This is a genomic window from Ruegeria sp. G7 (assembly GCF_056535465.1).
On record NZ_JBQFIL010000001.1, the window covers coordinates 744,092 to 766,644 of the forward strand.

A 22,553-nucleotide genomic window follows, 5' to 3' on the forward strand; every position below is an offset into this window, starting at 1 on the left:
GGAAATCACTCTAATACCACGCCGGGCTCTGTCCCGGCGTTTTCATTCACGAAGGACCGCACGATGTCGCGCTACTCGGCCACCGAAATCGAAGCAAAATGGCAAGAGGCCTGGGACAAGGCCGGAATCTTCACCGCCAACCACAAGGCGGACAAGCCGAAATACTATGTGCTTGAAATGTTCCCCTACCCGTCAGGCCGCATTCACATGGGCCACGTGCGCAACTACACGATGGGCGACGTGATCGCGCGGCACAAGCTGGCGACGGGTCACAACGTGCTGCACCCGATGGGTTGGGATGCCTTCGGGATGCCTGCCGAGAACGCCGCGATGGCCATTGGCGGTCACCCCAAAGACTGGACCTATGGCAACATCGCCGACATGCGCGGGCAGATGAAACCTCTGGGCCTCTCGATCGACTGGTCGCGCGAATTCGCCACCTGTGATCCGGAGTATTACGGCCAGCAGCAGGCTCTGTTTCTGGATATGCTTGAGGCCGGTTTGGTCTATCGCAAGAACGCCGTGGTGAACTGGGACCCGGTCGATATGACCGTTCTGGCTAACGAGCAGGTGGAAAACGGGCGCGGATGGCGCTCGGGCGCTTTGGTAGAACGTCGCGAGCTGACCCAGTGGTTCTTTAAGATCTCCGAATATTCCGAGGAACTTCTGGACGCGTTGGATACTCTGGACAACTGGCCCGCCAAAGTCCGGTTGATGCAGGAAAATTGGATCGGCAAGTCGCGCGGTCTGCAATTCGGCTTTGAACGCACCGATGGCGGAGAGCCAATCACCGTCTATACGACTCGCCCCGACACCCTGCTGGGCGCGTCTTTCGTCGGCATCTCGCCGGATCACCCGATTGCCAAACAGCTTGAGGCCCAAAACCCCGAAGTTGCTGAATTCGTGGCCGAATGCCGCAAGGGTGGCACCACGGAAGAGGCCATCGAAACCGCTGAAAAGCTGGGCTACGACACTGGTATCACCGTCAAGCACCCTCTGGATCCGAATTGGGAACTGCCGGTCTGGATCGCGAATTTTATCCTGATGGATTACGGCACCGGCGCGATTTTTGCCTGCCCGGCGCATGACCAGCGCGACCTCGATTTCTGCCGCAAATATGGGTTACCGGTTGTTGATACCTTCTTCGCACTCGACGATGACACTCCGGTCGACAAGATCGCCTTCGTCCCTCCGAAAACCGAGAAAGTCCGCTGGGTCAACCATTTCGCCGGCCTGAACGAAGCAACCGGCGACGAGGCCATCAACGCCACCGTCGATTTCGCCGAAAAGGCTGGTTGGGGCGAAGGTGTCACCAAATACCGCCTGCGCGATTGGGGCTTGAGCCGTCAGCGCTATTGGGGCTGCCCGATTCCCGTCGTGCATTGCGACGCCTGCGGCGTGGTACCCGAGAAGAAAGAAAACCTGCCGGTCCGCCTGCCCGACGATGTCAGTTTTGACAAACCCGGCAACCCGCTGGACCGTCACCCGACTTGGCGCGACTGCGCATGCCCGAAATGTGGCGCCCCTGCCAAGCGCGAAACCGACACGATGGATACCTTCGTCGATTCGTCGTGGTACTTCGCCCGCTTCACCGCACCCCGCGCGGACACGCCCACCGATCTGGCCGAGGCCGAATACTGGATGAATGTCGACCAGTATATCGGCGGCATCGAGCACGCGATTCTGCACCTGCTCTATTCCCGCTTCTTCGCACGCGCGATGAACATCACCGGCCACCTGCCGAAAGCGGCCATCGAACCGTTCGACGCGCTGTTCACTCAAGGAATGGTGACGCACGAGATTTATCAGACCCGCGACGCCAATGGCCGCCCGGTCTACCACCTGCCCGAGGACGTGACCGACGGCAAACTGGCCGACGGCACCGAGGTCGAGATCATCCCCTCGGCCAAAATGTCCAAATCCAAGAAGAACGTGGTGGACCCGGTCAGCATTATCTCGGCCTTTGGGGCTGACACCGCCCGTTGGTTCGTCCTGTCTGATTCGCCGCCTGAACGGGATGTGGAATGGACTGCCTCCGGTGCCGAGGCAGCGTTCAAACACCTCAGCCGCGTGTATCGCATCGCGTCCGAGATTGCCGATTCGAGCGCGCCTGCCAATGCCGAGGATGAACCCCTGCTGCGCGAGATGCATAAGGCCATCCGCGATGTGTCCGGGGGCGTCGAATCCTTTGGTTTCAACGCGTCGATCGCCAAGCTCTATGCGTTTACCAACACATTGGCCAAGTCCAAAGCGGGCACAGACGCCAAACGCCAAGCCGCCAAAACGCTGGCCCAACTGATGTCACCAATGACGCCACACCTGTCCGAAGAACTTTGGCAGATGCTGGGTGGCGAAGGCTTGGTCGCAACCGCACCCTGGCCCGTAGCAGACGAGGCGATGCTGATCGACGACACGGTCACCTTGCCGATCCAGATCAACGGCAAACGCCGCGCGGAAATCAGCGTGGCGAAAGATCTGGACAAGGCCGAGGTTGAAAAAATCGCGCTCAGCACCGAAGCTGTACAAAAGGCGCTGGAGGGCGCCGCGCCGAAGAAAGTGATTGTCGTGCCGGGCCGGATCGTAAATGTCGTCGTTTGACCGCAGAACCGTTATATTCATGCCGCTGGCGCTGGCCGCCTGCGGATTTCAGCCGGTCTATGCCCCCGGTGGATCAGGGGCGGCGCTGGACGGTAAAGTAGCCGTCTCAGCACCCAATACCGTCGACAGTTTTCTGCTGGTTCAGAATCTGGAGCGCCGACTGGGGCGCAGTGCTACTTCGGGGAGCGACTATGCGCTGAACGTCGATGTCTCGACCGTCACGCGCGCGGCCGCGATTACAACCTCGAACGAAACAACGCGATACACCATCGACGGACGCGCCGAATATGCGCTGACGTCCAGCAGCACGGGCCAAGTTCTGGCTTCGGGCACGGTCGCCGATTTTGTCGGATATTCTGCCGCAGGGTCCACCGTCTCGACACTGGCCGATGAGCGGGATGCCAAGGAACGGCTGATGGTGATCCTGTCGGACCAAATCGTGACCCGCCTCTACGCCACCCCGGGCCTGACCACATGAAGCTGAACCCGCGCGAGGCCGACGGCTATTTTGCCAAGCCGGACGCGGACAAGACCGGTTTGCTGATCTACGGGGCCGACGCGATGCGCGTCGCACTGAAGCGGCAACAGGTTCTGACGGCGCTTTTGGGCCCCGGCGCGGAAGAGGAAATGCGCCTGACCCGTATCCCCGGAGGTGACCTGCGCGGTGATCCTGCGCTGTTGCTGGACGCGGTTAAGGCTGTAGGCTTTTTCCCTGGCCCACGCGCCGTCTTTGTCGAAGACGCGACCGAAACCGCCGCCCCCGCGATCCTTGCCGCGCTGGAAGACTGGGCCGCAGGCGACGCGCAGATCATCGTCACGGCGGGGCAACTCAAGCCCAGCTCAAAAATCCGCAAGGCGTTCGAGGGGCACTCGAACGGCTATGCGGTGGGCATCTATGACGATCCCCCCTCGCGGGCCGAGGTTGAGCGGATTGTCTCGCAGGCCGGATTGCAGAACATCCCGCGTGATTCGATGTCGGCGCTCAGCGAGTTGGCTTTGTCGCTCAGCCCCGGAGACTTCACGCAAACGGTTGAAAAACTGGCGCTTTACAAGCGCGGGGATGCGTCCGAGCTGAGCCTTGAGGATATCGAAGCCTGCGCCCCGCGCTCGACCGAGGCCGGCTTGGATGATGTGTTGAACGTGGTTGCCGAGGGCCGCGCCGGTGAGATTGGTCCGCTGATCCGGCGGCTACAGGCACAGGGCACCAATGGTGTGACGCTGTGCATCGGGGCGACCCGGCATTTCCGGACGCTTTATGCCTGCGCCGCCGATCCCGGCGGTGCCGCGCAGGGCATCGGCAAGCTGCGCCCCCCCGTCTATGGCAAACGGCGCGACCGCATCCTGCGACAGGCGCAGGGCTGGGGTGCGGCCAAGCTGCAGACGGCGCTCACGGTGCTGACGGATACCGATTTGTCGTTGCGCTCTGCTGGTCAGACCGCGCCCGCCATGGCGCTGGTTGAACGGGCGATGATCCGTCTGGCGATGCTGGCACGCTCAGGCTGAGCGCGCGTCCAGCCAAGCCGCCGCCGACCGTCCGGCCCAACGACCCGTGGCCAGACAGGCGGTCAGCAGATAGCCGCCGGTCGGGGCTTCCCAGTCCAGCATCTCTCCGGCGCAGAACACTCCGGGCATCGCGTTCAGCATCAGGCGGTCGTTCATCGCGCTGCGGGACACGCCGCCTGCGGTCGAAATCGCCTCGTCCATTGGCCGCAGCCCTGCGTGTCGGATCAGCAGGTGTTTCAATGTCGTGATCCAATCAGCTTGGGTCAGCGTCTGGCCCTTGGTCATCTCGTGAAACAGGGCAATTTTCTGCGGCGGCAGGCGCAGAGTGTTTTTCAACCAATGCGACAGGGTCGCCTTCGGCTTTTTCGATGCCAGACGCGCCTGCAACGTCTCAACAGTGACATCCGGGACCAGATCGACGAACAACGGCGCGGCATCACGCAGGGCAGGCGTCAGCGCGTAAACCCCGCCGCCTTCCAGACCCTTGGCGGAAATCGCGGCCTCCCCCCGACCGGTCAGATCACCGGCCATCCAACGCACCGATTTCAGCGCGGCCCCAAAATGGGGCTGCATGTAGGGGCTCCAATCCACCGATAGCGCCGAATTCGACGGGGCAAACGGAGCAAGATCGACGCCTTGATCCAGCAGGGTCGTAGCCCATGCGCCATCCGATCCCAACCGCGCCCAGCTGGCCCCGCCCAGTGCCAATATCGTAGTGTCTGAATTAAGCGCCTGCGCGCCATCCGGCGTGTCAAACACCAGTGCATCCTCTTGCCAACCAACCCAGCGCCAGCGGGTGCGAATCTGCACTCCGCCAGCCTCCAGCCGCGCCAGCCACGCGCGCAGAAGGGGTGACGCCTTCATCGCTTTGGGAAACACACGGCCCGTCGAGCCGGTAAACATCTCCTGCCCCAGATCCTGTGCCCACGCCGTCACCGCCTGCGCATCAAACTCCCGGATCATGGGGCGTAACCATGCCCCAGCCTCACCATAGGCGTTCATCAACGTGACAAAGGGCTCATCCTTGGTCAGGTTCAACCCCGATTTTCCCGCCATCAGGAACTTGCGCGCGACCGAGGGTTTTGCGTCGGCCACCAGCACCTGATGTCCGGCACTGGCCAGTTGCTCAGCCGCCATCAGCCCTGCGGGGCCTGCACCGATCACCACTGCTTGCGCCATTGCGCCCCTCTTGCCCTGCCCGCGCATCAGCGCGAGATTACACCTATGGCGAACCCTGATCCGATCTGCCCGCTCTGCGACCGCCCGATCCCCGATGGGGGCGGCAGCCTGCACCATCTGATCCCAAAACTCAAAGGAGGCAAGGGCGGGCCGACCGTCCTGCTGCATCAGATCTGCCATAAAGAGGTACACGCGACCCTGACCGAGGCCGAACTGGCCCGCAGTTTCCACACGGTCGACGCCCTGCGCGCGCATCCGAGACTTGAGAAATTCCTGAACTGGGTCCGCAAACGCCCGCCCGGATTTCGCTCCAAGGTCCCCGGCAAACGGCGGGGGCGCTGATCAGGCAGGCAGCAACGGATCGCCGAAAGCGTCTTGCTGTTCGGCCTTCAGCCCCTCGATTTCGATCCCAAGATAGTCTGGAACCGGCGCGAATTGCGCCCCGGCGATGTGCTGAAACTCAAGCGTCGTGTACGGGCGTTTCCACAGCCATTCGCGGTTTTCCACGGCCCAAAGATCCGGGTTGGGCGGGGTCTCATCCGAGAAGGCATAGTAATGCAGGTCGAACCCGTAGGGCGCGACATCCTGCATCGACAGCAGGCGCATCCCGAGTTCGCGGCACAAGGAATCCTCGGCGGCGATATCGCCGGTGCGCAGGGTGATCTGACCGATGCAGGCATCCGCAAACGGCGCATCGGCGTTTGCGGCCCCCACGGGCCTGTTGCCTTCGAAATCATGTTGCAGCAATTCGATTGAAAAGCCTTCGGGATCGCTCAGGTGGCACATATAGCCGATGTCCAGAAACTGACGCGGATCGCTGACCGCAATACCCTTCTGGCGCAATTGCGCAGCAGCCATATCCACGTCCGGCAGGGTGACCCCGATCTTCCAATACCGTTGCCCGCGATCAGGCGCATAGCCACCGCCGCCCGGGGTCAACAAAAGCGCAGCCCCCTGCCCCGGGTAGCTAAGGCGACGATTGGCCCCTTCGACCTGAACCGACATGCCAAGGGCATCGCGATAAAACGCGGCAAGGCGGTCCGGGTCGGCCACCCGCAGGCGCAGCGCAGCAATCCTCATGGGCAGAGCCCCGCGATCCCTGCGGCAATCGCGGGGTCGGCGGCAACGGAATCGGCCACCAGTTCGCGGGCTGTTGGCATCAGCTGGTCCGGTTCAACCACCCGATCCACCAGCCCGAATGCATAAGCCTCGTCGGCGGTGATCTTCTGCCCTGCCATCAGGATCAGCTTGGTCCGCGCCGGACCGATCAGCGCCGCCATGCGTTTCGGATCAGAAGGTTGCGGCAGAAAACCCAGCTTCATCACCGGATAGAAGAACTTGGCCGAGGGCACCGCGATGCGCAGGTCGCAGGCCAGCGCCATGCCGTTGGCCCCTCCGGCCAGCGTGCCATTCAGCGCGGCGACGGTCAGGCAGGGCAGCGCCGCGATGGCGCCCGACAAACGCTCCCACAGATCAGAGGTGGCGAGCCCGGCGCGCGCCTCGTCCAGATCGGCACCGGCACTGAACACGCGGCCTGCGCCGGTCAGGATCAGGGCGCGCGCCTCGGTGGCGGCCTCGGCGATCCGCAGCAGCTCGGTCAGCATCGCACCCGTAAGCGCGTTTGCCTTGTCGGGGTTGTTCAGCGTGACGGTCCACAGACCATCCTCTTGCGTCAGGTCAATCACGTAAGGCCGATCCTTTTGCGAATATCTTCGTTGCGCAGCGAGATCTCGGTGCCCTGGAATTCGTCCGCATCCGCCGAGCACATCCACAACAGCGCCCGCGCGGGCCAGTCGGCGGGGATGTGATCGTCCCAGTCCAACTGGCTGACCGGGTTGATGCCGCTGGCCTTGATTACCCGCTGCATATCCGTGGCCACGGTGCCCGGCGACAGGCCCATGGCGCGGATGCCATGATGCGCCTCTTCCAGATGCAGGCATTCGGTCAGCATCTTGGCTCCGGCTTTTGAGGCACAGTAGTGACTCCACGCTTCAACCGGGTTCGAGGCCGCCCCGGATGAGACGGTCAGCACCGTACCGCCACCCGCCGCGCGCATGATGGGCAGGGCGGCGCGCATTCCGTAGAAGACGCCCTTGAGGTTGATGTCGATTGCCGTGCTCCATGACGCGACATCGGCGTTGGACATATGGAAGATCGGATCGATAACGCCCGCGTTGCCCACCAGCACATCCAGCGACCCGAAGCGGTCGACGCAATCGGCCACCACCTGTTCGACCTGCGCAAAATCGCTGACATCACAGGCCAGCGCGATTGCAGTGTCGCCAAGCGCGGCCGCCAAAGCCTCGATCTGATCGCGGCTGCGCGCGACCAGCACGACATTGGCCCCGGCTGCGGCAAATACGCGCCCGGCTTCAGCCCCGATACCCCGGCTGGCCCCTGTGATCAGCACCGTTTTCCCTTGCATCTGCATCATTTAATTCCCTGCATTTGAAATTGTGTAAACTCGTACAGCGGAAATGGGGAATTGGTCCACCCCTTGCCCCTTGACGCTGACCGCCACAGGCACGACGATGCCGGCAAAATTGATCAAGAAGGGTTCTCTTATGACTGTTTTCCTTCGCCGGAGCTGCGGCGCGGCGCTGGCATATGCCGTTGCCACTCAGGGCGCATTTGCCGATCTAACCGCCGCCGATGTCTGGGCCGACTGGCAGGCCTATATGGGTGGCATGGGTTACGAGGTAACTGGCGACCAGAGCACTTCTGGCAATGTCACCACCATCGCGAACATGACCATGGGTATGGCACTGCCGGACACCGACGGTCAGTTCAGCATGAGCATCCCCGAGATGACCCTGACCGAGAATGGCGACGGCACCGTCAATATCGGCTTCCCTGACAGCTTCCCGGTCTCCGTTTCAGGCGTAGCCGATGGTGAGGCATTCTCGGCCGAGCTGCTTTACACGCAGGACGCGCTGGACATGGTCGTGTCCGGCACGCCTGAAGAGATGACTTATGACTATACCGCAGACAGCCTGACGCTTGGGCTGGATTCGATGAAGTTCGGCGAGGAAACCGTGTCGAAAGACATGCTTGCGCTGAATTTTCAGATGGACGCGGTCACTGGTTCGTCGCAGATGAAAATCGGTGAAATGCGTGACATTGCCCAGCAGGTCACAGCGGGCAACCTGACCTATGATGTCGCCTTTGACGAGCCGGACAGCGACGACACCGGTCGTATCAGCGGCAAACTGAACGATCTGGCCTTTGACGGTGATACCACCATCCCGCCTGGCTTCGACGTGACCAACGCAGAGGACCTTTACGGCGCAGGCTTTGCCGCCTCGGGCACCTTCACCTATGGCTCGGGCAACACCGAAGTCGCCGGAACCGCCGAGGGTGAGGCGTTTTCGATGAGCAGCAGTTCCGAAGGTGGCAAATTCACCGGCAGCATCGATGCCGAGCGCCTTGTCTACGACCTTGTGCAGAACAGCTCGAAGCTGGCGGTCACGACGGCAGACCTGCCCTTCCCGATCGAGATCGCGATGGCCAATGCCGGCCTCAAGCTTGAGGTGCCGGTGCAGGCATCGGAAGAAATTCAGCCCTTCGGCTTTGGCCTGAACCTGACCGATTTCACCATGTCCGACGTGTTGTGGAGCCTGTTTGATCCCGCAGGTGCCCTGCCCCGCGATCCGGCGACCATTGCGCTGGACGCCACCGGCACCGCCAAGGTTCTGGTCGATTTCATGGACCCAGAAGCGGTGGAAGAACTGGAGACCTCGGACGCCGCACCGGGCGAGCTGCATTCGCTGAAGATCAACGAATTGCTGATCTCGCTGGTCGGCGCAGAACTGACTGGCGATGGCGATTTCAAGTTCGACAACACCAATACCGAGGCCTTTGACGGTCTGCCCGCCCCGTCGGGCATCGCCAATCTGAAGCTGGTGGGCGCAAACGCCCTGCTGGATACGCTGATCGGCATGGGCTTTGTCTCGGAAAACGACGCGCTGGGGGCCCGGATGATGATGGGTCTGATGGCTGTTCCGGGCGAAGAACCTGATACGCTGAACTCGACCATCGAGTTTACAGAAGACGGCCAGATTCTGGCCAACGGACAGCGGATCAAGTGATGCACACTCTGGGGCGGGCCGCAGCGACGGCCTGCCCCGCTCAAGGCGGGCCGCTGAAATGGGCCGCAGCCCTTGCGGCACAAACGCTCCGAGGCTAGGTCAAAGGCATCAAGACCCCCGGAGGCCTCATGAACAGAACACCCCAAGACATCAGCCACGATCTGCTGGACGCTGCCCGCAAAGCCGGAGCCGAGGCGGCGGATGCCATTGTGATCGATGGCTCATCCGTGTCAGTCGAGGTGCGCGGTGGTGCGCTGGAACATGCAGAACGCTCCGAGGCGACCGATCTGGGGCTGCGCGTTTTTCTGGGGAAACGTCAAGCGATTGTCTCAAGTTCCGACAGCCGCCCCGAGACACTGGCTGCGATGGCCGAACGCGCCGTCGCCATGGCCCGCGAAGCGCCCGAGGACCCCTTCACCGGCCTTGCCGATCCCGATCAGCTGATCACCAGCTGGGACATGGACGCGCTTGAGCTATTCGATCCGACCCCCGAGCCCAGCGCCGATGCGCTGATGCAAGATGCTCTGGCCGCCGAGGCTGCGGCGCTTGGGGTTGATGGTGTCAGTCAGGTCTCGGACGCGGCGGCGGCTTATGGCACCCATCGCGTGCATCTGGCCGCGACCAACGGGTTTTCAGGGGGGTATGCCCGCAGCAGCCGATCGACCTCATGCGTGGCCATCTCGGGCGAAGGCACGGGGATGGAGCGCGACTATGACGGTGACAGCCGCAGCTACCAGTCTGACCTGCGCAGCCCGTCCGAGATCGGCCGCACCGCCGGGGAACGCGCCGTTTCACTTGTCGGCGCGCGCAAACCACAGACCGGCAGCTTTCCGGTTCTGTTCGACGAACGCATTTCCTCGTCGCTGATCGGACATCTGCTGGCGGCCAGCAACGGGGCCGCCATCGCACGCGGGGCCTCGTGGTTGAAGGAAAGCCTCGGCGAACAAGTGCTGCCCGCGCGTCTGTCCCTGATCGAAGACCCGCACCGCCCCCGCATTTCGGGCTCGCGCCCGTTTGACGCCGAAGGTCTGGCGACCGGGCGCCGGGCCATCGTGGAAGACGGCGTTCTGACCGGCTGGACTCTGGACCTGTCCAGCGCCCGTAAGCTGGGGATGACCTCAACCGGGAACGCGGCGCGCGGGGTGTCTGGCCCTCCATCGCCCAGCAACTGGAACCTCAGCCTGACGCAGGGCACCCGCAGCCGCGCCGACCTGCTGCGCGACATGGGCACGGGGCTGCTGGTCACCTCGATGATCGGGTCGACCATCAACCCCAATACCGGCGACTATTCCCGCGGAGCCTCGGGCTTTTGGGTGGAAAACGGCGAGATCACGCATCCGGTCAACGAATGCACCATCGCGGGCAATCTGCGGGACATGCTGATGCGGATCGTCCCCGCCAATGATGCGCGACCCTACTTGTCGCGCGTCGTGCCCTCGTTGCTGATCGAAGGGATGACCCTTGCCGGCAACTGACCTGTCCTTGCTGATCGACGCCGCACTTGAGGCCGGAAAGATCGCCACACGCTATACCGGCCCGCAGGCCCAGCGCTGGGACAAACCCGATGGCGCGGGGCCGGTGACCGAGGCCGATCTGGCCGTCAACGCCATGCTGGAACGCGACCTGCAGGCGGCGCGGCCCGACTATGGCTGGCTCAGCGAAGAGACCGAGGATACCGACGACCGCCTGTCCCGCGACCGCGTGTTCATCATCGACCCGATCGACGGCACCCGCAGCTTTGCCGAAGGCTCGCGCACATGGGCGCATTCGCTGGCCATCGCTGAACATGGCGAGGTCACAGCCGCCGTCATCTACCTGCCGCTGCGCGATCTGCTATATGCAGCCGCACGCGGCCAAGGGGCCACATTGAACGGGACCCCGATCCGGGTCTCGGGCCAGACCCAAATGTCCGAGGCCGAGATACTGGCGGCAAAACCCAATCTCAAACCGCATCACTGGCTGGCAGGCGAACCGCCCGCGTTTCAACGTGTCTATCGCCCCTCGCTGGCCTATCGCATGGCGCTGGTGGCCCAAGGACGTTTCGACGGGATGCTGACCCTGCGGCCCAGCTGGGAATGGGACATCGCCGCCGGAGACCTGCTTCTGCGTGAAGCGGGCGGGTTATGCACCGACCGTACGGGGCAGCCTTTGCGGTTCAACAACGCCCATCCGCGTCTGAACGGCGTTGTTGCAGCAGGCGCAGCCCTGCATGCCGGGCTACACGCCCGCCTTGACCCGGAAAGCGGCGGAATTTCCCCATGAGCAAATCGCGATCTCTGAGCCTTGCGGCCTATCGCGTGTTGTCCTGGGGCGTCCCGCCCAGCAGCGCTTTCGCGGACACGCCGCGCCCGGAAGGAGAGCTGTTGTGGGTCCATGTCAGCTCACCCGACCGGTTGCGTGCGGTCGATGACCTGTGTCGCCGCTTGCTGCCAGTACGCCCGGGGCTTTCGGTGCTGATGACCGCCCCACCCGATGCCGACTTGTCCGATTGGGGCGGCTGCAGTTTTTCGATCATCCCTCTACCCGCCGAACAGACCGGTGCCGCGCGCGCCTTTCTGGACCACTGGCGCCCCGATATGGCCCTGTGGTTCGGCGGCGCGCTGTTGCCCAATCTCATCACGCGCGCGCAGGAACAAGACACGCCGCTGGTCCTGATCGAGGCCGCCGTCGACGTGAAACCCGCGCGCGGCGGGCGCTGGCTGCCGGATATCACGCGTTATACGCTTGAGTGTTTCTCATCGATCCTCGCGCCCTCGGAAGAGGTAGCCCGCCAGATCAGGCGGCTGGGCGTCACGTCGGCCAAGGTCTCGGTCGCGCCCTTGTTGCACATAAGCCCGAACCCGCAACCCTGGCCCGAGGATGAGTTGATCGAAACCAACCACGCGCTTGCGGGCCGCCCTGTCTGGCTGGCTGCATGGGTGCAGGACAAAGAATTCATCTCGGTCCTCAGCGCCCACCGTCAGGCACTGCGCCTTCTGCCGCGTCTCGCGCTGGTGCTGCATGTGGCGGATATGTCCGAGGCCGCCCCGTTGTACAAACGCCTTGAGGCAATGGACCTGCGCTGCGCCAACTGGGACGAAGGGCACACGATCGAAGATACCACGCAGGTCATCTTGTCCTCGGCGCCCGAAGATCTGGGGCTGTGGCATCGCGTCTCGTCCGTGACGTTCATGGGCAGCTCGCTGGAACGCGGGGCGGGCGGACATGATCCGTTGGTCGCTGTGGCGCTGGGGTCTGCGGTGATTCACGGCCCCCATGTCAGCCAGCACCAGAACCTCTATGACCGGCTGGGGCAGGTCAACGCTGCCATGACGATCAAATCCGCGACCGAGCTGGGCGACGGCGTGGTCGAATTGCTGGCACCTGACCGCACGGCGGATATGGCGCTGGCCGGATGGCAAATGGTGACCGAGGGGGCCCCGCAGGCCGATCATCTGATCGATCTGGTGCAAGACACTCTGGACCGGCGGAGGGCCAAAGATGCGCGCACCTGAGTTCTGGCATACAAGCCCCGATCAGCTTGACCTGCGCGCGCGGCTGCTGGCCCCGCTGGGTCGCCTCTATGCTGCGGCGACTGCGCGGCGGGTGGCCGAGGGGCCGGGCATTGATCCCGGCGTGCCGGTGATCTGTGTCGGTAATCTGAACGCGGGCGGCACCGGCAAGACGCCAACGGTGATCTGGATGCTCGAACGCCTGCGCGACATCTGGCACCAACCTCATGTGGTCACGCGTGGCCATGGCGGCTCGCTTGAAGGGCCGGTCAAGGTCGACCCCGGCAAACACTCTGCCGCGCAGGTCGGGGATGAGCCACTGCTGCTGGCCGCCTTCGCCGATGTCTGGGTCGCCAAGGACCGCGCTGCCGGCGCGCAGGCCGCCGCCGATGATGGCGCAACGGCGATTGTGCTGGATGACGGGTTTCAGAACCCGGCGGTCGCCAAGGATTTCTCGGTCATCGTTGTCGATGCCGAACGGGGTTTCGGAAACGGCCTTTGTCTACCCGCTGGTCCTTTGCGGGAGCCCGTCGCCACCGGCCTGAAACGCGCCGATCTGGTCCTGTCGCTTGGACCAGATGAGGCGCAGGCCTTGTTTGCCGACCGCTGGGACAGCGCGCTGACTGTTCCCCACGCCGCAGGCGAAGTGCGCCCGCTGCAGACCGGTATGGACTGGACCGACACGCCGGTTCTTGCCTTTGCGGGCATCGGCCACCCAGAGAAGTTCTTTGCCACCCTGCGCCAACAAGGCGCGCGGCTGCTGCGAGCCGAAGCGCTGGATGACCATCAACCGCTAACCTCGGCCCTCATGACCCGGCTGGAAAACGAGGCCCGCGCGCTCAGCGCCCAACTGGTCACCACCGAGAAAGACGCCGTGCGCCTTCCGGCATCGTTCCGCAACAAGGTGCTGACGCTGCCGGTTCGTTTGCAGATTGATCAGGATGAGAAGATCAAAGAGATGCTGGCCCAGATCGCCCCATCCCCCTGAAACGGGGCCAGCCATTGGCAGGCTGGCCCAATCAGACTTAGCTGCCCAGTTCGTCTTCGATCAGCGCCTTGAAATCGGCATAGGACTGGTTGTCGACCTTCTTGCCGTTCACCACAAAAGATGGCGTGGCCTGAATGCCGTCACGCTCGGCATTTTCCTGATACCAGGCCACCAGTGTCTGCGCACGGGTACCGTCCTGCAGGCAGGCCTCAAGCTGGTCATTGTCGATTCCCGCCAGACGACCGATCTTGCGCAGTTCGTCCACGATTTCGGCGGGGCCACCTGCGCGGGTCCATTCCGACTGGCCTTCATAGATCAGGTCGGTGATGCCAAAGAACTTCTCAGGCCCGGCGCAGCGCGCAACCATCGAGGCCCAGAGGCCATACCGGTCAAAGTAGACCTCGCGATAAATGAATTTGACCTTACCGGTATCGATGAAATCCTTCTTGAGCTGCTTATACGCGCCCTGATGGAAATTTGCGCAATGCGGGCAGGTGTACGAGGCATATTCGATGATCTCGACCGGCGCATCTTCGGCCCCCTGCACCATTTCGACGATGGTCGAGGTGTCCAGATCGGCCTCTTGCGCCTCGGCGGCACCCACCAGCGGATAGGAAGAGGTCGAGGAATTCGACAGCGACAGCCAGTAGCCGCCAGCGGCCACGGCGACGGCCGCACAGATTACGGTTGCAATACGGCTCATGCTTAGCCCTTTCTTAGTGTTTCTGTCTGGATAAAACGTTGCGCCCGAGACGTTCAAGGGCCGCACGCAAATCGTTATCATTCACATCGCGTGACACTTTGTCCGCCTCGGCGGCTATTTCAGGTGAAATCGCGGGTTTGCTTGCCTTTGGTTTGTGATCAAAACTGGCCTGCCCCTCGGCAAATCCGGTCGGAGCGGTCTGGGTGATGCGCACGCGGCTGATCGCGTTGAAGCCATAGACCGCGTTCACCTTGTCCCGCAGCTGTTCGCGTTGCATGTCCAGCATCGCCGCCTGCGGCCCGGTGGTCAGAACCGTCAAAGTGGCCCCGAACCCGCCCTTGGCATAGCCCACCTTCACAGGCTGAGCGATCGCGGCAATGTCCTGCCCGACAATCTCGGCCCAGTGGGTCAGCAGACGCGAAACCGCAAAGCCCCGGCTTTCCCCGGCGCGCCTGATCTGGTCGTTCAGCAAAGTCGCGGTGCGTTTGAACCCGCGGGTCGAGGACCGTTTGCGCTGCATCTGGTTTCCAACTCCTGTGCAGCTATTGTAATGGGCAGGAAACCGGGTGCCAGCAAAACCCGACAGGGAGATAAATAAAACTTGCGTGAGTCCACTGAATTCAGCGTGAGCGCCACTTTGTTGGACTGGTATGACCGCCACGCCCGCGACATGCCGTGGCGCGTGGGGCCTGCACAGCGCGCCGAAGGCGTGCAGCCTGATCCCTACCGCGTCTGGCTGTCCGAGGTGATGCTGCAGCAAACCACCGTCGCCGCCGTCCGCGACTATTTCACTCATTTCACAACGCGCTGGCCGGATGTGCAGGCGCTGGCCGCCGCCGATGATGATCAGGTGATGGCGGAATGGGCAGGGCTGGGCTACTACGCCCGCGCCCGCAACCTGCTGAAATGCGCACGCGTGGTGGCGCATGAGCACGGCGGGCAGTTCCCCAGCACCTATGAGGCGCTGCTGAAACTGCCCGGCATCGGCCCCTACACCGCCGCTGCGATCTCGGCCATTGCCTTCGAGCGGCCCGAGACGGTTCTGGATGGCAATGTCGAACGCGTGATGGCGCGGTTCCATGACATCCACGACCCGTTGCCGGGGTCGAAACCTTTGCTGAAAGACAAGGCTGCGGCGCTGACCCCGACCCTGCGCCCCGGCGATTACGCCCAGGCGGTGATGGATCTTGGCGCCACCATCTGTACGCCAAAATCTCCCGCATGCGGTATCTGCCCCCTGCGTGATCCCTGCCGCGCACGCATCGCCGGTACACAACCGGAACTGCCGCGCAAAACACCGAAACAACCCAAACCCACCCGCCACGGTCATGTCTACATTGCGCAAGACGCAAATGGCGCCCTCGCGCTGGAACGCCGCCCCGACAAAGGTCTGCTGGGCGGTATGCTGGGCTGGCCCGGATCGGAATGGTCCGAGACCCCGCCCGAGGCCCCGCCGTTCCCCGCAAACTGGCAGCTTTTGTCCGGCGAGGTGCGCCATACCTTCACCCATTTCCACCTCATTCTGCGAGTCTGGAGCGCCAATCTGCCCGCAGACACGGCTGTCGACGACCTGCTCCTGATCGACAAACACGCGTTTCGACCCAGCGACCTGCCAACGGTCATGCGCAAGGCCCATGCCCTTTGGCGCGGCCAATAGCGCGTTGTGAATCGCGCGCGAACATGGCTATCTGGCCGCAACAGACCCGAGCGCCAAGATGATCGCACCTGACACCCTGTCCCGCTGGCAATCCGCCTTACCGTTTTGGATTTCGATCCTTCTGATCCCGCTGATCTGGGCCACCACACTGGCCGGAGGCTGGTGGGTTCTGCTGGTGCCGCTGTCGACATGGTGGGCCTTTGCGGTACTGGATCAGTTGACCGGACTGAACCTTGAAAACGCCGACCCCGACACGCCCGATACCGGGCTGGGCTGGTACATTCTGCTGACCAATCTCTGGGCTCCGATACAATTCCTGACGCTGTTCGGCCTTATCTGGTACGTCACCCGGTCAGACCTGTCGGCACTGGAAAAGATCGGTGTGTTCTTCGGCATGGGCGTCATTTCCGGCACGATCGGGATCAACTACAGCCACGAACTGATGCACCAAAAGGGTCGCCTCGAACGCTGGTTGGGCGATATCCTTCTGGCCATGGTGCTCTATTCCCATTTCCGGTCCGAGCATCTGCTGGTCCATCACCGCTATGTCGGCACCCCGCGCGATCCGGTGACCGCCCGCTACAATGAAGGGTTTCACCGTTTCTACCCTCGGGTTCTGCGCCAGAGCCTGATCTCGGCCTTCCGGGCCGAGCGCGACAAACTCGCCCGCAAGGATCGGCGGTGGAGCGACCCCACCAATCCCTTCTGGCGCTACTGGGCGCTGCAGGGCGCAATGCTGTTACTGGCGCTATTGATCGGAGGCTGGTCAGGCCTTGCCCTGTTCCTGCTGCAGGCAGGAACAGCGATCTGGCAGCTCGAGCTGGTCAACTATGTCGAGCACTACGGCCTCACCCGAAAGCATCTCGGCGACGGCAAATACGAACACGTCCGGCCGCGCCATTCCTGGAATGCCTCACAAAAGGCGTCGAACTGGCTGCTGATCAACCTGCAGCGCCACTCGGACCACCACTATAAGCCCAATCGACGGTTCCCGCTCTTGCAGCATCACTCGCAAGACGCCGCCCCGCAACTGCCTTATGGCTACCCTGTGATGACAGTTGCGGCAATGATCCCGCCGCTGTGGCGACGTGTCATGAACCCCCGCGTTCGCGCATGGCGGCGGCAATACTACCCCGAGATTACCAACTGGCACCCCTACAACAAAGCGCAAAACCCCAGGCCCCGCGCGTGACCGCAGCGCGCGCCAGCGCGCTGCCCGGCCCAACCGTCAGGGCTGCATCTTTGATGCTGCACGGATGGGCGGGAGGACCCTAGCCCGTCATCACCCAGACATCCATCGGTGCCTCGACACCACGCACGGCTTGTCGGCGCCTGGCCTCAAAACCCGTCATGACATCGGCCACCGAGGGATTTTCTGCCATAACCCGCGTCCGAGTGGCATCGCTGACAATGATGCGGGCGCGAAAGTCACGGGTCAGCGCCTCAAGCTTCGCGGCGACATTCACGGCATCACCGATCACCGCAAACTCCAAACGGTTCGCGCCAATGTCCCCCAGCACGACCGAGCCATAGTGCACCCCGATTCCTACATTGATCTCGGGCTCACCCGCACGGCGGCGATCCAGATTCCAACGGTCCATCACCTCGGCCATCGCACGCGCGCAGTTCAGCGCGTTGCTGGCGTCCAGCGGCGTAGGGACCGGCGTACCGAAGGTCGCCATAAGCCCGTCGCCGAGATACTTGTCCAACGTCCCGTGGTGGCGGAATACCTCGGTCTCCATCCGGGCGTGGAACCCGCGCAGCACCTCGATCACTTCGTAGGGATCGCGCCCGGCCGCGTATTTGGTGAACCCGACAATATCGATGAACAGAACCGCCACATCCTCTTTGCGGATCTGCTTCAAAGGCTCATCGTTCTGGCTGAGCTCATCCACCACATTGGGCGAGAAATACCGTGACAGGTTGGCCCGCTCACGCTCCAGCCCGGCATTGCTTATCAGCAAGCGATTGAGCCGCTGCATCGACAGGCCCAGCGTCACCGCCACCATGAAAAAGACGATCACCTGCTGGATGCGCTGCGGCACCATGAAGCTGTTGGGATCCAGCAACTCGGCGACATCGGGGTAGCCCTGCAGCGCCGCCGCCACACGCTCACTGATCCCCGGAATAGGGGTCGAGACCCACCACGCGATGATCCAGCCCGCCGTCCACATCATCGCCGTCCACGACCCGATAGCAATGACCGTGCGCCAGGAATAAGCCAGCGTGCCCGCTGCCAGAATGATGAAGAAATACTGGAAGTTATCGAACCGGTATTGCATCGCCAAAGGCCGCACATCATCGCTGAACGGGTTGGGCACGATCATGCCCAGCGTCATGATCAGCAAGTCGACAAAGATCAAAAGCAGCTCGGTCCGCGATTGCCCTACGCGCCCTGCGCGGCGGATCAGCCAGCCATTGGCGCAGATCAGCAGCAGGATGAAGTGATACCACAGCACCTCAGGATGCGGGTTGAGAAAGATCAGCAGCACACCGGTCAACGCCATCGCCACCCAGCGGGCGCGCACGGCCAGTTCAAGCCCTTCGCGCTTGTGTCGTTCTAGGGCGGCCTCGGTGTATTTGTTGTCCGGTTCGATGGGATCGGGCTGTGTGATGAACAGGCTGCGGGGTCTGCGCGCGGTGGTCTCGGTCATGGCCGTGATCTTTCTTGCGACATATTCGGGGTGTCCCATGCAACCATTGTTGACGCCAAAACAAAAGACCCCGCCGGATCATCGGCGGGGCAAGGCATAGTGCCTTGTGTCAGGCCACAGGCACCGGCGGTATTCAGTTGTGCATCTCTGCCCGGATCTGCTGGCGCAACACGTCGATGGGCACGGTCTTGCCGTCGCGTTTGAAGCACCAGTAGGTCCAGCCGTTGCAGGACGGCGCGTTTTCCAGATGCGCCCCCACCTGATGGATCGAGCCTTTGACGTTGTCGCCCACCAGTGTGCCATCCGCGCGCACCTTGGCCTTGTGGCGCTGGTTCATCGAGTACAGCTCTTCACCCGGGCGCAGCATGCCGCGTTCAACCAATTGGCCAAACGGCACGCGCGGCTCGGCGCGTTTACTGGCGCTGACTTCCAGCGCCTCACGGTCGAATTTGCGGACCTTGGCGATGCGCTTCTCGGCCACCTTGCGATAGCTTTCCTCGCGCTCGATCCCGATGAATTCGCGGCCCAGCATTTTCGCAACGGCCCCGGTCGTACCGGTACCGAAGAACGGGTCCAGAACCACATCGCCAGGATTGGTCGAGCCAATCAGCACCCGATGCAACAGCGATTCCGGTTTCTGCGTCGGATGCGCCTTGTCGCCGTTTTCATCTTTCAGACGCTCATGCCCGGTGCAGATCGGCAGCACCCAGTCGCTGCGCATCTGCACGCCTTCGTTCAGCGCCTTCAGCGCCTCGTAATTGAACGTGTATTTCGCACCTTCACGTTTCGAGGCCCAAATCATCGTCTCATGCGCGTTGGTGAACCGCTTGCCCCGGAAATTCGGCATCGGGTTCGACTTGCGCCACACCACGTCGTTCAGAATCCAGTAGCCCGCATCCTGCAGGGCCGACCCCACTCGGAAAATGTTGTGATAGGACCCGATCACCCAGATCGCCCCGTTGGGTTTCAACAGCCGATGCGCCGCTTTCAGCCATTCACGCGTGAACTGGTCATAGGCCCCAAAGCTGGAAAACTGATCCCAGTGATCATCCACCGCATCGACCTGAGAATTGTCGGGCCGGTGCAACTGACCTTTCAGTTGCAGGTTATACGGCGGGTCCGCGAAAATCAGGTCGACAGACGCCTCGGGTAGACTGTTCATCACGTCGATGCAGTCCCCGGATAGAATCGTGTTTAAAGGGAGCGCGGCTGCGCCCTTCGTCTTGATTGTGGTCATATCACTGCCTCAGTTCCACGGCGCTTTTGCGCTCATTTGGTTGAGACAAGGATGAGTCAAAGATGATTCGCCGTCAATTTCTTTTTTGAATCAGCAGCTTACGATTTACTCTTGATACAAGATATTGTGGACCGGCTTGAACGAACGTCTATGGTGTGGGGTCACGCCAAGATTTCGCAGCGCTTCGCGATGCTGTTTGGTCGGATAACCTGCATTTGCCTCCCACCCATAGCCGGGATGCTGTTGCGCCAAATCCACCATCACCCGATCGCGCCAGGTTTTCGCAATGACCGAGGCCGCAGCGATCGACACCGACCGCGCGTCGCCTTTGACCACCGCCTGAGAGGGCAGCTTTGTGCCCTGAGGGATCAGATTCCCGTCAATCAGCAGAAAATCGGGGGCCGGGTCCAGCGCCGCAACCGCGCGCAGCATCGCCAGATGCGAGGCACGCAGGATATTGTGTTCGTCAATCTCGGCGACTGTTGCCTCGGCCACCGCCACTTGAGCCCGGTCGCGCAACGCCGCGTCCAGCGCATCGCGGCGCTGTGTCGTCAGCTTCTTGGAATCGTTCAGACCTTCGGGAATATCCTCGGGGTTCAGAATAACCGCAGCAGCCACAACCGGCCCGGCAAGTGGCCCGCGCCCAACCTCATCCACCCCGGCAATCCGCAGGTATCCGCGCGCCAGCAGTGCCTGTTCAAGCTCGAAATCAGGTGTCGACATGCCTCTGGCAAACCGCGTTTCGCCACTGGGTGCAAGACAAAAGAAGAGGGCAGCTTGCGCCACCCTCTTCCAGCGCGGCGCTTCTGTGGCGCCACTCCTGCTCGAAACCGGTTACTGGTAAACGACGCGGTATCCTTTCTGGCGCAGGCAGGCGGGTTCGTATGCCCTTCTTACCTTTTTGCCATTCCAGAAACCAACCTTGCATTGGTGAGGCAGGCTATCGGCATGTTTGTAGTGCTTCTTGAGGCAATTCGGCCCAAGCAATGGATGCTTCTTCGAATAAGCGTCGAACGTACGCAGGCAACGCTGCGGCAGGTCATAGCGCGCGACGCGATTGGGCAATGGCCGCACATGCGGCTTATGCACTTTCTTCTTGGCGTGCTTTTGCTTGTACTTATGGCGCTTCTTTTCTTCTTCGCGCTTTTCATCCTGATAGTGATGTACCGCCGCACCCAGAATCGCGAGCGCGGCAAGCCCGCCCAGGATATCCCGTGTATCCGCCGCCCGCGCCTGAGACGCGGATATGCCCGTTATGGCGACGGCGGTGGCGACGATCAGAGCGATGAATTTGCGATGCATGATGCGTGTCCTTTCGGATGATGGGCAGGCCCGGATCGGACCGCGTATGTGATGCCCCGACCCTGCGATCACCCAGCTCAGACAAGCAATAACGGCACAGTGTTATCGAATATCAGGACTGCAAACCCCTTGTGGTTATTGAATATCCGCCCAACCCATGCGCAGGATGCAGCCCATGAAACAGATCCTCTCTTCTCTGGCTCTGACGGCCCTGATATCGGTTGGGTCGCAGGCCGTCGCGGCAGATTGCTATGCCGATTACAAGGCCAAGCAGGATGATCCCCTGCGGCTGCATTATGGCGTCATGCAGGTCTCAAGCTGCAAAAAGGGGTCGGCCCAGAAAGAGGTCGCAAAGCGGCTGAAATCGAACGGCTGGACCCTGCTGAACGTCATGTCCGTATTCGAAGCGGACGGGTTGGATCGAAGGAAGGCCAATGCCGGAAAATTCTATCTCCGTTACTGAAGCGCGTCGTTCGGGGGTTCGGCTGGTAGGTGCGGGGATCGCCGCCATCGTCGCTATTCTGGTGACCGCCGCCGTTTTCCTGTTCTGGACCCTGCCTGACGCCAACGCCTTTAATGCCCGGGTCGAGCGTCTGTTTGTCGAGGCTGACCTGACCTCGCAATCCGAAATTCGCCTGCTTGAGATTCTGGCCCAGTCCGGCACCGCCTTTGCCGATACGCTGTCCAGCTATCGCATGGTCATCTTCGTGTTGCTGGTCTTTGCCAGCGCCATGCTGATCGCGGCGCTGGTGTTTCTGGTCATGCTTGTGCTGTTCAACCGCCGCATGGCCCAGATCGAGCGCACGGGGATTCAGGTCACCTCGCTGCTGATCAGCCGCGAGGAAAATACGGTGTACCTCAACAACATGGATTTCAAGCTGACCCCCGCGTCGATGGAAACCCTGTCGGTTCTTGCCGAATCCCGGTTGGATGACGAGGTTCTGTCGGGCGTGCAGATTGAGGCGATGATATCGGGCAAAAACGCCGCCGATTGTGATGAGGCGGCAGGCGCCACCCGGATCAAACGCCTGCGCGATGCGTTGGGCAATCAGATGGTCAGCGAGTTGCTGGTGAAGAACATCGCCAAAAAGGGCTATATGCTGTCGATCGAAAAAGACGTGATTCAGATGATCTGAGGCGTGCTGGCTGCTGA

23 protein-coding genes are annotated in these 22,553 nt (G+C 62.1%); 13 read left to right on the forward strand and 10 right to left on the reverse strand.

The window, feature by feature from the left end:
* The first annotated feature begins 63 nt into the window (after positions 1–63).
* Genes leuS through holA form a run of 3 tightly spaced genes read left to right on the forward strand, consistent with a single transcriptional unit; the run spans position 64 to position 4,101 of the window.
* The gene (gene leuS / locus ACR3EN_RS03750) at positions 64–2,598 is read left to right on the forward strand and encodes a leucine--tRNA ligase (protein ID WP_480824535.1); all 2,535 of its coding nucleotides are present in this window, start codon (positions 64–66) and stop codon (positions 2,596–2,598) included.
* Positions 2,585–3,076: an LPS assembly lipoprotein LptE gene (lptE, locus tag ACR3EN_RS03755; protein ID WP_480824533.1), complete on the forward strand. Its 492-nt coding sequence runs from the start codon at positions 2,585–2,587 to the stop codon at positions 3,074–3,076. Before leuS ends, lptE begins: the two co-directional genes overlap by 14 nt.
* Positions 3,073–4,101, forward strand: coding sequence for a DNA polymerase III subunit delta (holA, locus tag ACR3EN_RS03760; RefSeq protein WP_480824531.1), 1,029 nt, complete (start codon positions 3,073–3,075; stop codon positions 4,099–4,101). Before lptE ends, holA begins: the two co-directional genes overlap by 4 nt.
* Here the strand turns inward: holA and ACR3EN_RS03765 are convergent.
* Positions 4,093–5,280 carry a TIGR03862 family flavoprotein gene (locus tag ACR3EN_RS03765; RefSeq protein WP_480824529.1) on the reverse strand — a complete coding sequence of 396 codons (1,188 nt, stop codon included), beginning with the start codon at positions 5,278–5,280 and terminating at the stop codon, positions 4,093–4,095. The genes holA and ACR3EN_RS03765 overlap by 9 nt on opposite strands.
* Before the next feature lie 45 nt (positions 5,281–5,325).
* On the opposite strand from ACR3EN_RS03765, the gene ACR3EN_RS03770 reads away from it, so the two are divergent.
* Entirely contained in the window at positions 5,326–5,622 is a 297-nt protein-coding gene (locus ACR3EN_RS03770) for an HNH endonuclease (RefSeq protein ID WP_480824527.1), read from the forward strand.
* Here ACR3EN_RS03770 and ACR3EN_RS03775 read toward each other — a convergent pair whose 3' ends face one another.
* Genes ACR3EN_RS03775 through ACR3EN_RS03785 form a run of 3 tightly spaced genes read right to left on the reverse strand, consistent with a single transcriptional unit; the run spans position 5,623 to position 7,711 of the window.
* Positions 5,623–6,360: a VOC family protein gene (locus tag ACR3EN_RS03775; protein WP_480824525.1), complete on the reverse strand. Its 738-nt coding sequence runs from the start codon at positions 6,358–6,360 to the stop codon at positions 5,623–5,625.
* Positions 6,357–6,965 carry an enoyl-CoA hydratase/isomerase family protein gene (locus tag ACR3EN_RS03780; RefSeq protein ID WP_480824523.1) on the reverse strand — a complete coding sequence of 203 codons (609 nt, stop codon included), beginning with the start codon at positions 6,963–6,965 and terminating at the stop codon, positions 6,357–6,359. The genes ACR3EN_RS03775 and ACR3EN_RS03780 overlap by 4 nt, the downstream gene beginning before the upstream one ends.
* Positions 6,962–7,711 carry an SDR family oxidoreductase gene (locus ACR3EN_RS03785; RefSeq protein WP_480824589.1) on the reverse strand — a complete coding sequence of 250 codons (750 nt, stop codon included), beginning with the start codon at positions 7,709–7,711 and terminating at the stop codon, positions 6,962–6,964. Before ACR3EN_RS03785 ends, ACR3EN_RS03780 begins: the two co-directional genes overlap by 4 nt.
* Positions 7,712–7,844: 133 nt before the next feature.
* Between ACR3EN_RS03785 and ACR3EN_RS03790 the strand changes: the two genes are divergently transcribed.
* From ACR3EN_RS03790 to lpxK, 5 genes are all read left to right on the forward strand, one after another.
* Positions 7,845–9,368, forward strand: coding sequence for a DUF2125 domain-containing protein (locus ACR3EN_RS03790; RefSeq protein ID WP_480824521.1), 1,524 nt, complete (start codon positions 7,845–7,847; stop codon positions 9,366–9,368).
* Between the two features lie 128 nt (positions 9,369–9,496).
* On the forward strand, positions 9,497–10,843 hold the full coding sequence (locus tag ACR3EN_RS03795; RefSeq protein ID WP_480870668.1) for a TldD/PmbA family protein: 1,347 nt from the start codon (positions 9,497–9,499) through the stop codon (positions 10,841–10,843).
* A complete protein-coding gene (locus tag ACR3EN_RS03800; protein WP_480824517.1) occupies positions 10,830–11,630 on the forward strand; it encodes an inositol monophosphatase family protein in 801 nt (266 codons plus the stop codon). Before ACR3EN_RS03795 ends, ACR3EN_RS03800 begins: the two co-directional genes overlap by 14 nt.
* The gene (locus ACR3EN_RS03805; RefSeq protein WP_480824515.1) at positions 11,627–12,862 is read left to right on the forward strand and encodes a 3-deoxy-D-manno-octulosonic acid transferase; all 1,236 of its coding nucleotides are present in this window, start codon (positions 11,627–11,629) and stop codon (positions 12,860–12,862) included. Before ACR3EN_RS03800 ends, ACR3EN_RS03805 begins: the two co-directional genes overlap by 4 nt.
* The gene (gene lpxK / locus ACR3EN_RS03810) at positions 12,849–13,847 is read left to right on the forward strand and encodes a tetraacyldisaccharide 4'-kinase (protein ID WP_480858836.1); all 999 of its coding nucleotides are present in this window, start codon (positions 12,849–12,851) and stop codon (positions 13,845–13,847) included. Before ACR3EN_RS03805 ends, lpxK begins: the two co-directional genes overlap by 14 nt.
* 37 nt (positions 13,848–13,884) lie before the next feature.
* Here lpxK and ACR3EN_RS03815 read toward each other — a convergent pair whose 3' ends face one another.
* Positions 13,885–14,550, reverse strand: a complete 666-nt coding sequence (locus tag ACR3EN_RS03815) for a DsbA family protein (protein WP_480824511.1) — start codon at positions 14,548–14,550, stop codon at positions 13,885–13,887.
* Positions 14,551–14,563: 13 nt separating this feature from the next.
* Entirely contained in the window at positions 14,564–15,070 is a 507-nt protein-coding gene (locus ACR3EN_RS03820; protein ID WP_480824509.1) for a DUF721 domain-containing protein, read from the reverse strand.
* Positions 15,071–15,175: 105 nt separating this feature from the next.
* Here ACR3EN_RS03820 and mutY point away from each other — a divergent pair, with 105 nt between their 5' ends.
* Positions 15,176–16,207 carry an A/G-specific adenine glycosylase gene (mutY, locus tag ACR3EN_RS03825; RefSeq protein ID WP_480824507.1) on the forward strand — a complete coding sequence of 344 codons (1,032 nt, stop codon included), beginning with the start codon at positions 15,176–15,178 and terminating at the stop codon, positions 16,205–16,207.
* A 58-nt stretch (positions 16,208–16,265) separates the two neighbouring features.
* Positions 16,266–17,399, forward strand: coding sequence for an alkane 1-monooxygenase (locus ACR3EN_RS03830; RefSeq protein WP_480824505.1), 1,134 nt, complete (start codon positions 16,266–16,268; stop codon positions 17,397–17,399).
* Positions 17,400–17,478: 79 nt separating this feature from the next.
* Here the strand turns inward: ACR3EN_RS03830 and ACR3EN_RS03835 are convergent, their stop codons facing one another.
* The 4 genes from ACR3EN_RS03835 to ACR3EN_RS03850 form a co-directional block, all read right to left on the reverse strand.
* The gene (locus tag ACR3EN_RS03835) at positions 17,479–18,861 is read right to left on the reverse strand and encodes an adenylate/guanylate cyclase domain-containing protein (protein WP_480870664.1); all 1,383 of its coding nucleotides are present in this window, start codon (positions 18,859–18,861) and stop codon (positions 17,479–17,481) included.
* 133 nt (positions 18,862–18,994) lie between these two features.
* Positions 18,995–20,098, reverse strand: a complete 1,104-nt coding sequence (locus tag ACR3EN_RS03840; protein ID WP_480824501.1) for a DNA methyltransferase — start codon at positions 20,096–20,098, stop codon at positions 18,995–18,997.
* Positions 20,099–20,203: 105 nt separating this feature from the next.
* The gene (locus tag ACR3EN_RS03845; protein ID WP_480824499.1) at positions 20,204–20,821 is read right to left on the reverse strand and encodes a ribonuclease HII; all 618 of its coding nucleotides are present in this window, start codon (positions 20,819–20,821) and stop codon (positions 20,204–20,206) included.
* A gap of 111 nt (positions 20,822–20,932) precedes the next feature.
* Positions 20,933–21,400, reverse strand: a complete 468-nt coding sequence (locus ACR3EN_RS03850) for a hypothetical protein (RefSeq protein ID WP_480824497.1) — start codon at positions 21,398–21,400, stop codon at positions 20,933–20,935.
* Positions 21,401–21,575: 175 nt separating this feature from the next.
* Between ACR3EN_RS03850 and ACR3EN_RS03855 the strand changes: the two genes are divergently transcribed.
* Both ACR3EN_RS03855 and ACR3EN_RS03860 read left to right on the forward strand, forming a co-directional pair.
* Entirely contained in the window at positions 21,576–21,863 is a 288-nt protein-coding gene (locus ACR3EN_RS03855) for a hypothetical protein (protein WP_480824495.1), read from the forward strand.
* Positions 21,835–22,536 (forward strand): winged helix-turn-helix domain-containing protein, encoded by a 702-nt coding sequence (locus tag ACR3EN_RS03860; protein ID WP_480824493.1) that lies wholly within the window; start codon positions 21,835–21,837, stop codon positions 22,534–22,536. Before ACR3EN_RS03855 ends, ACR3EN_RS03860 begins: the two co-directional genes overlap by 29 nt.
* Positions 22,537–22,553 lie beyond the last annotated feature (17 nt).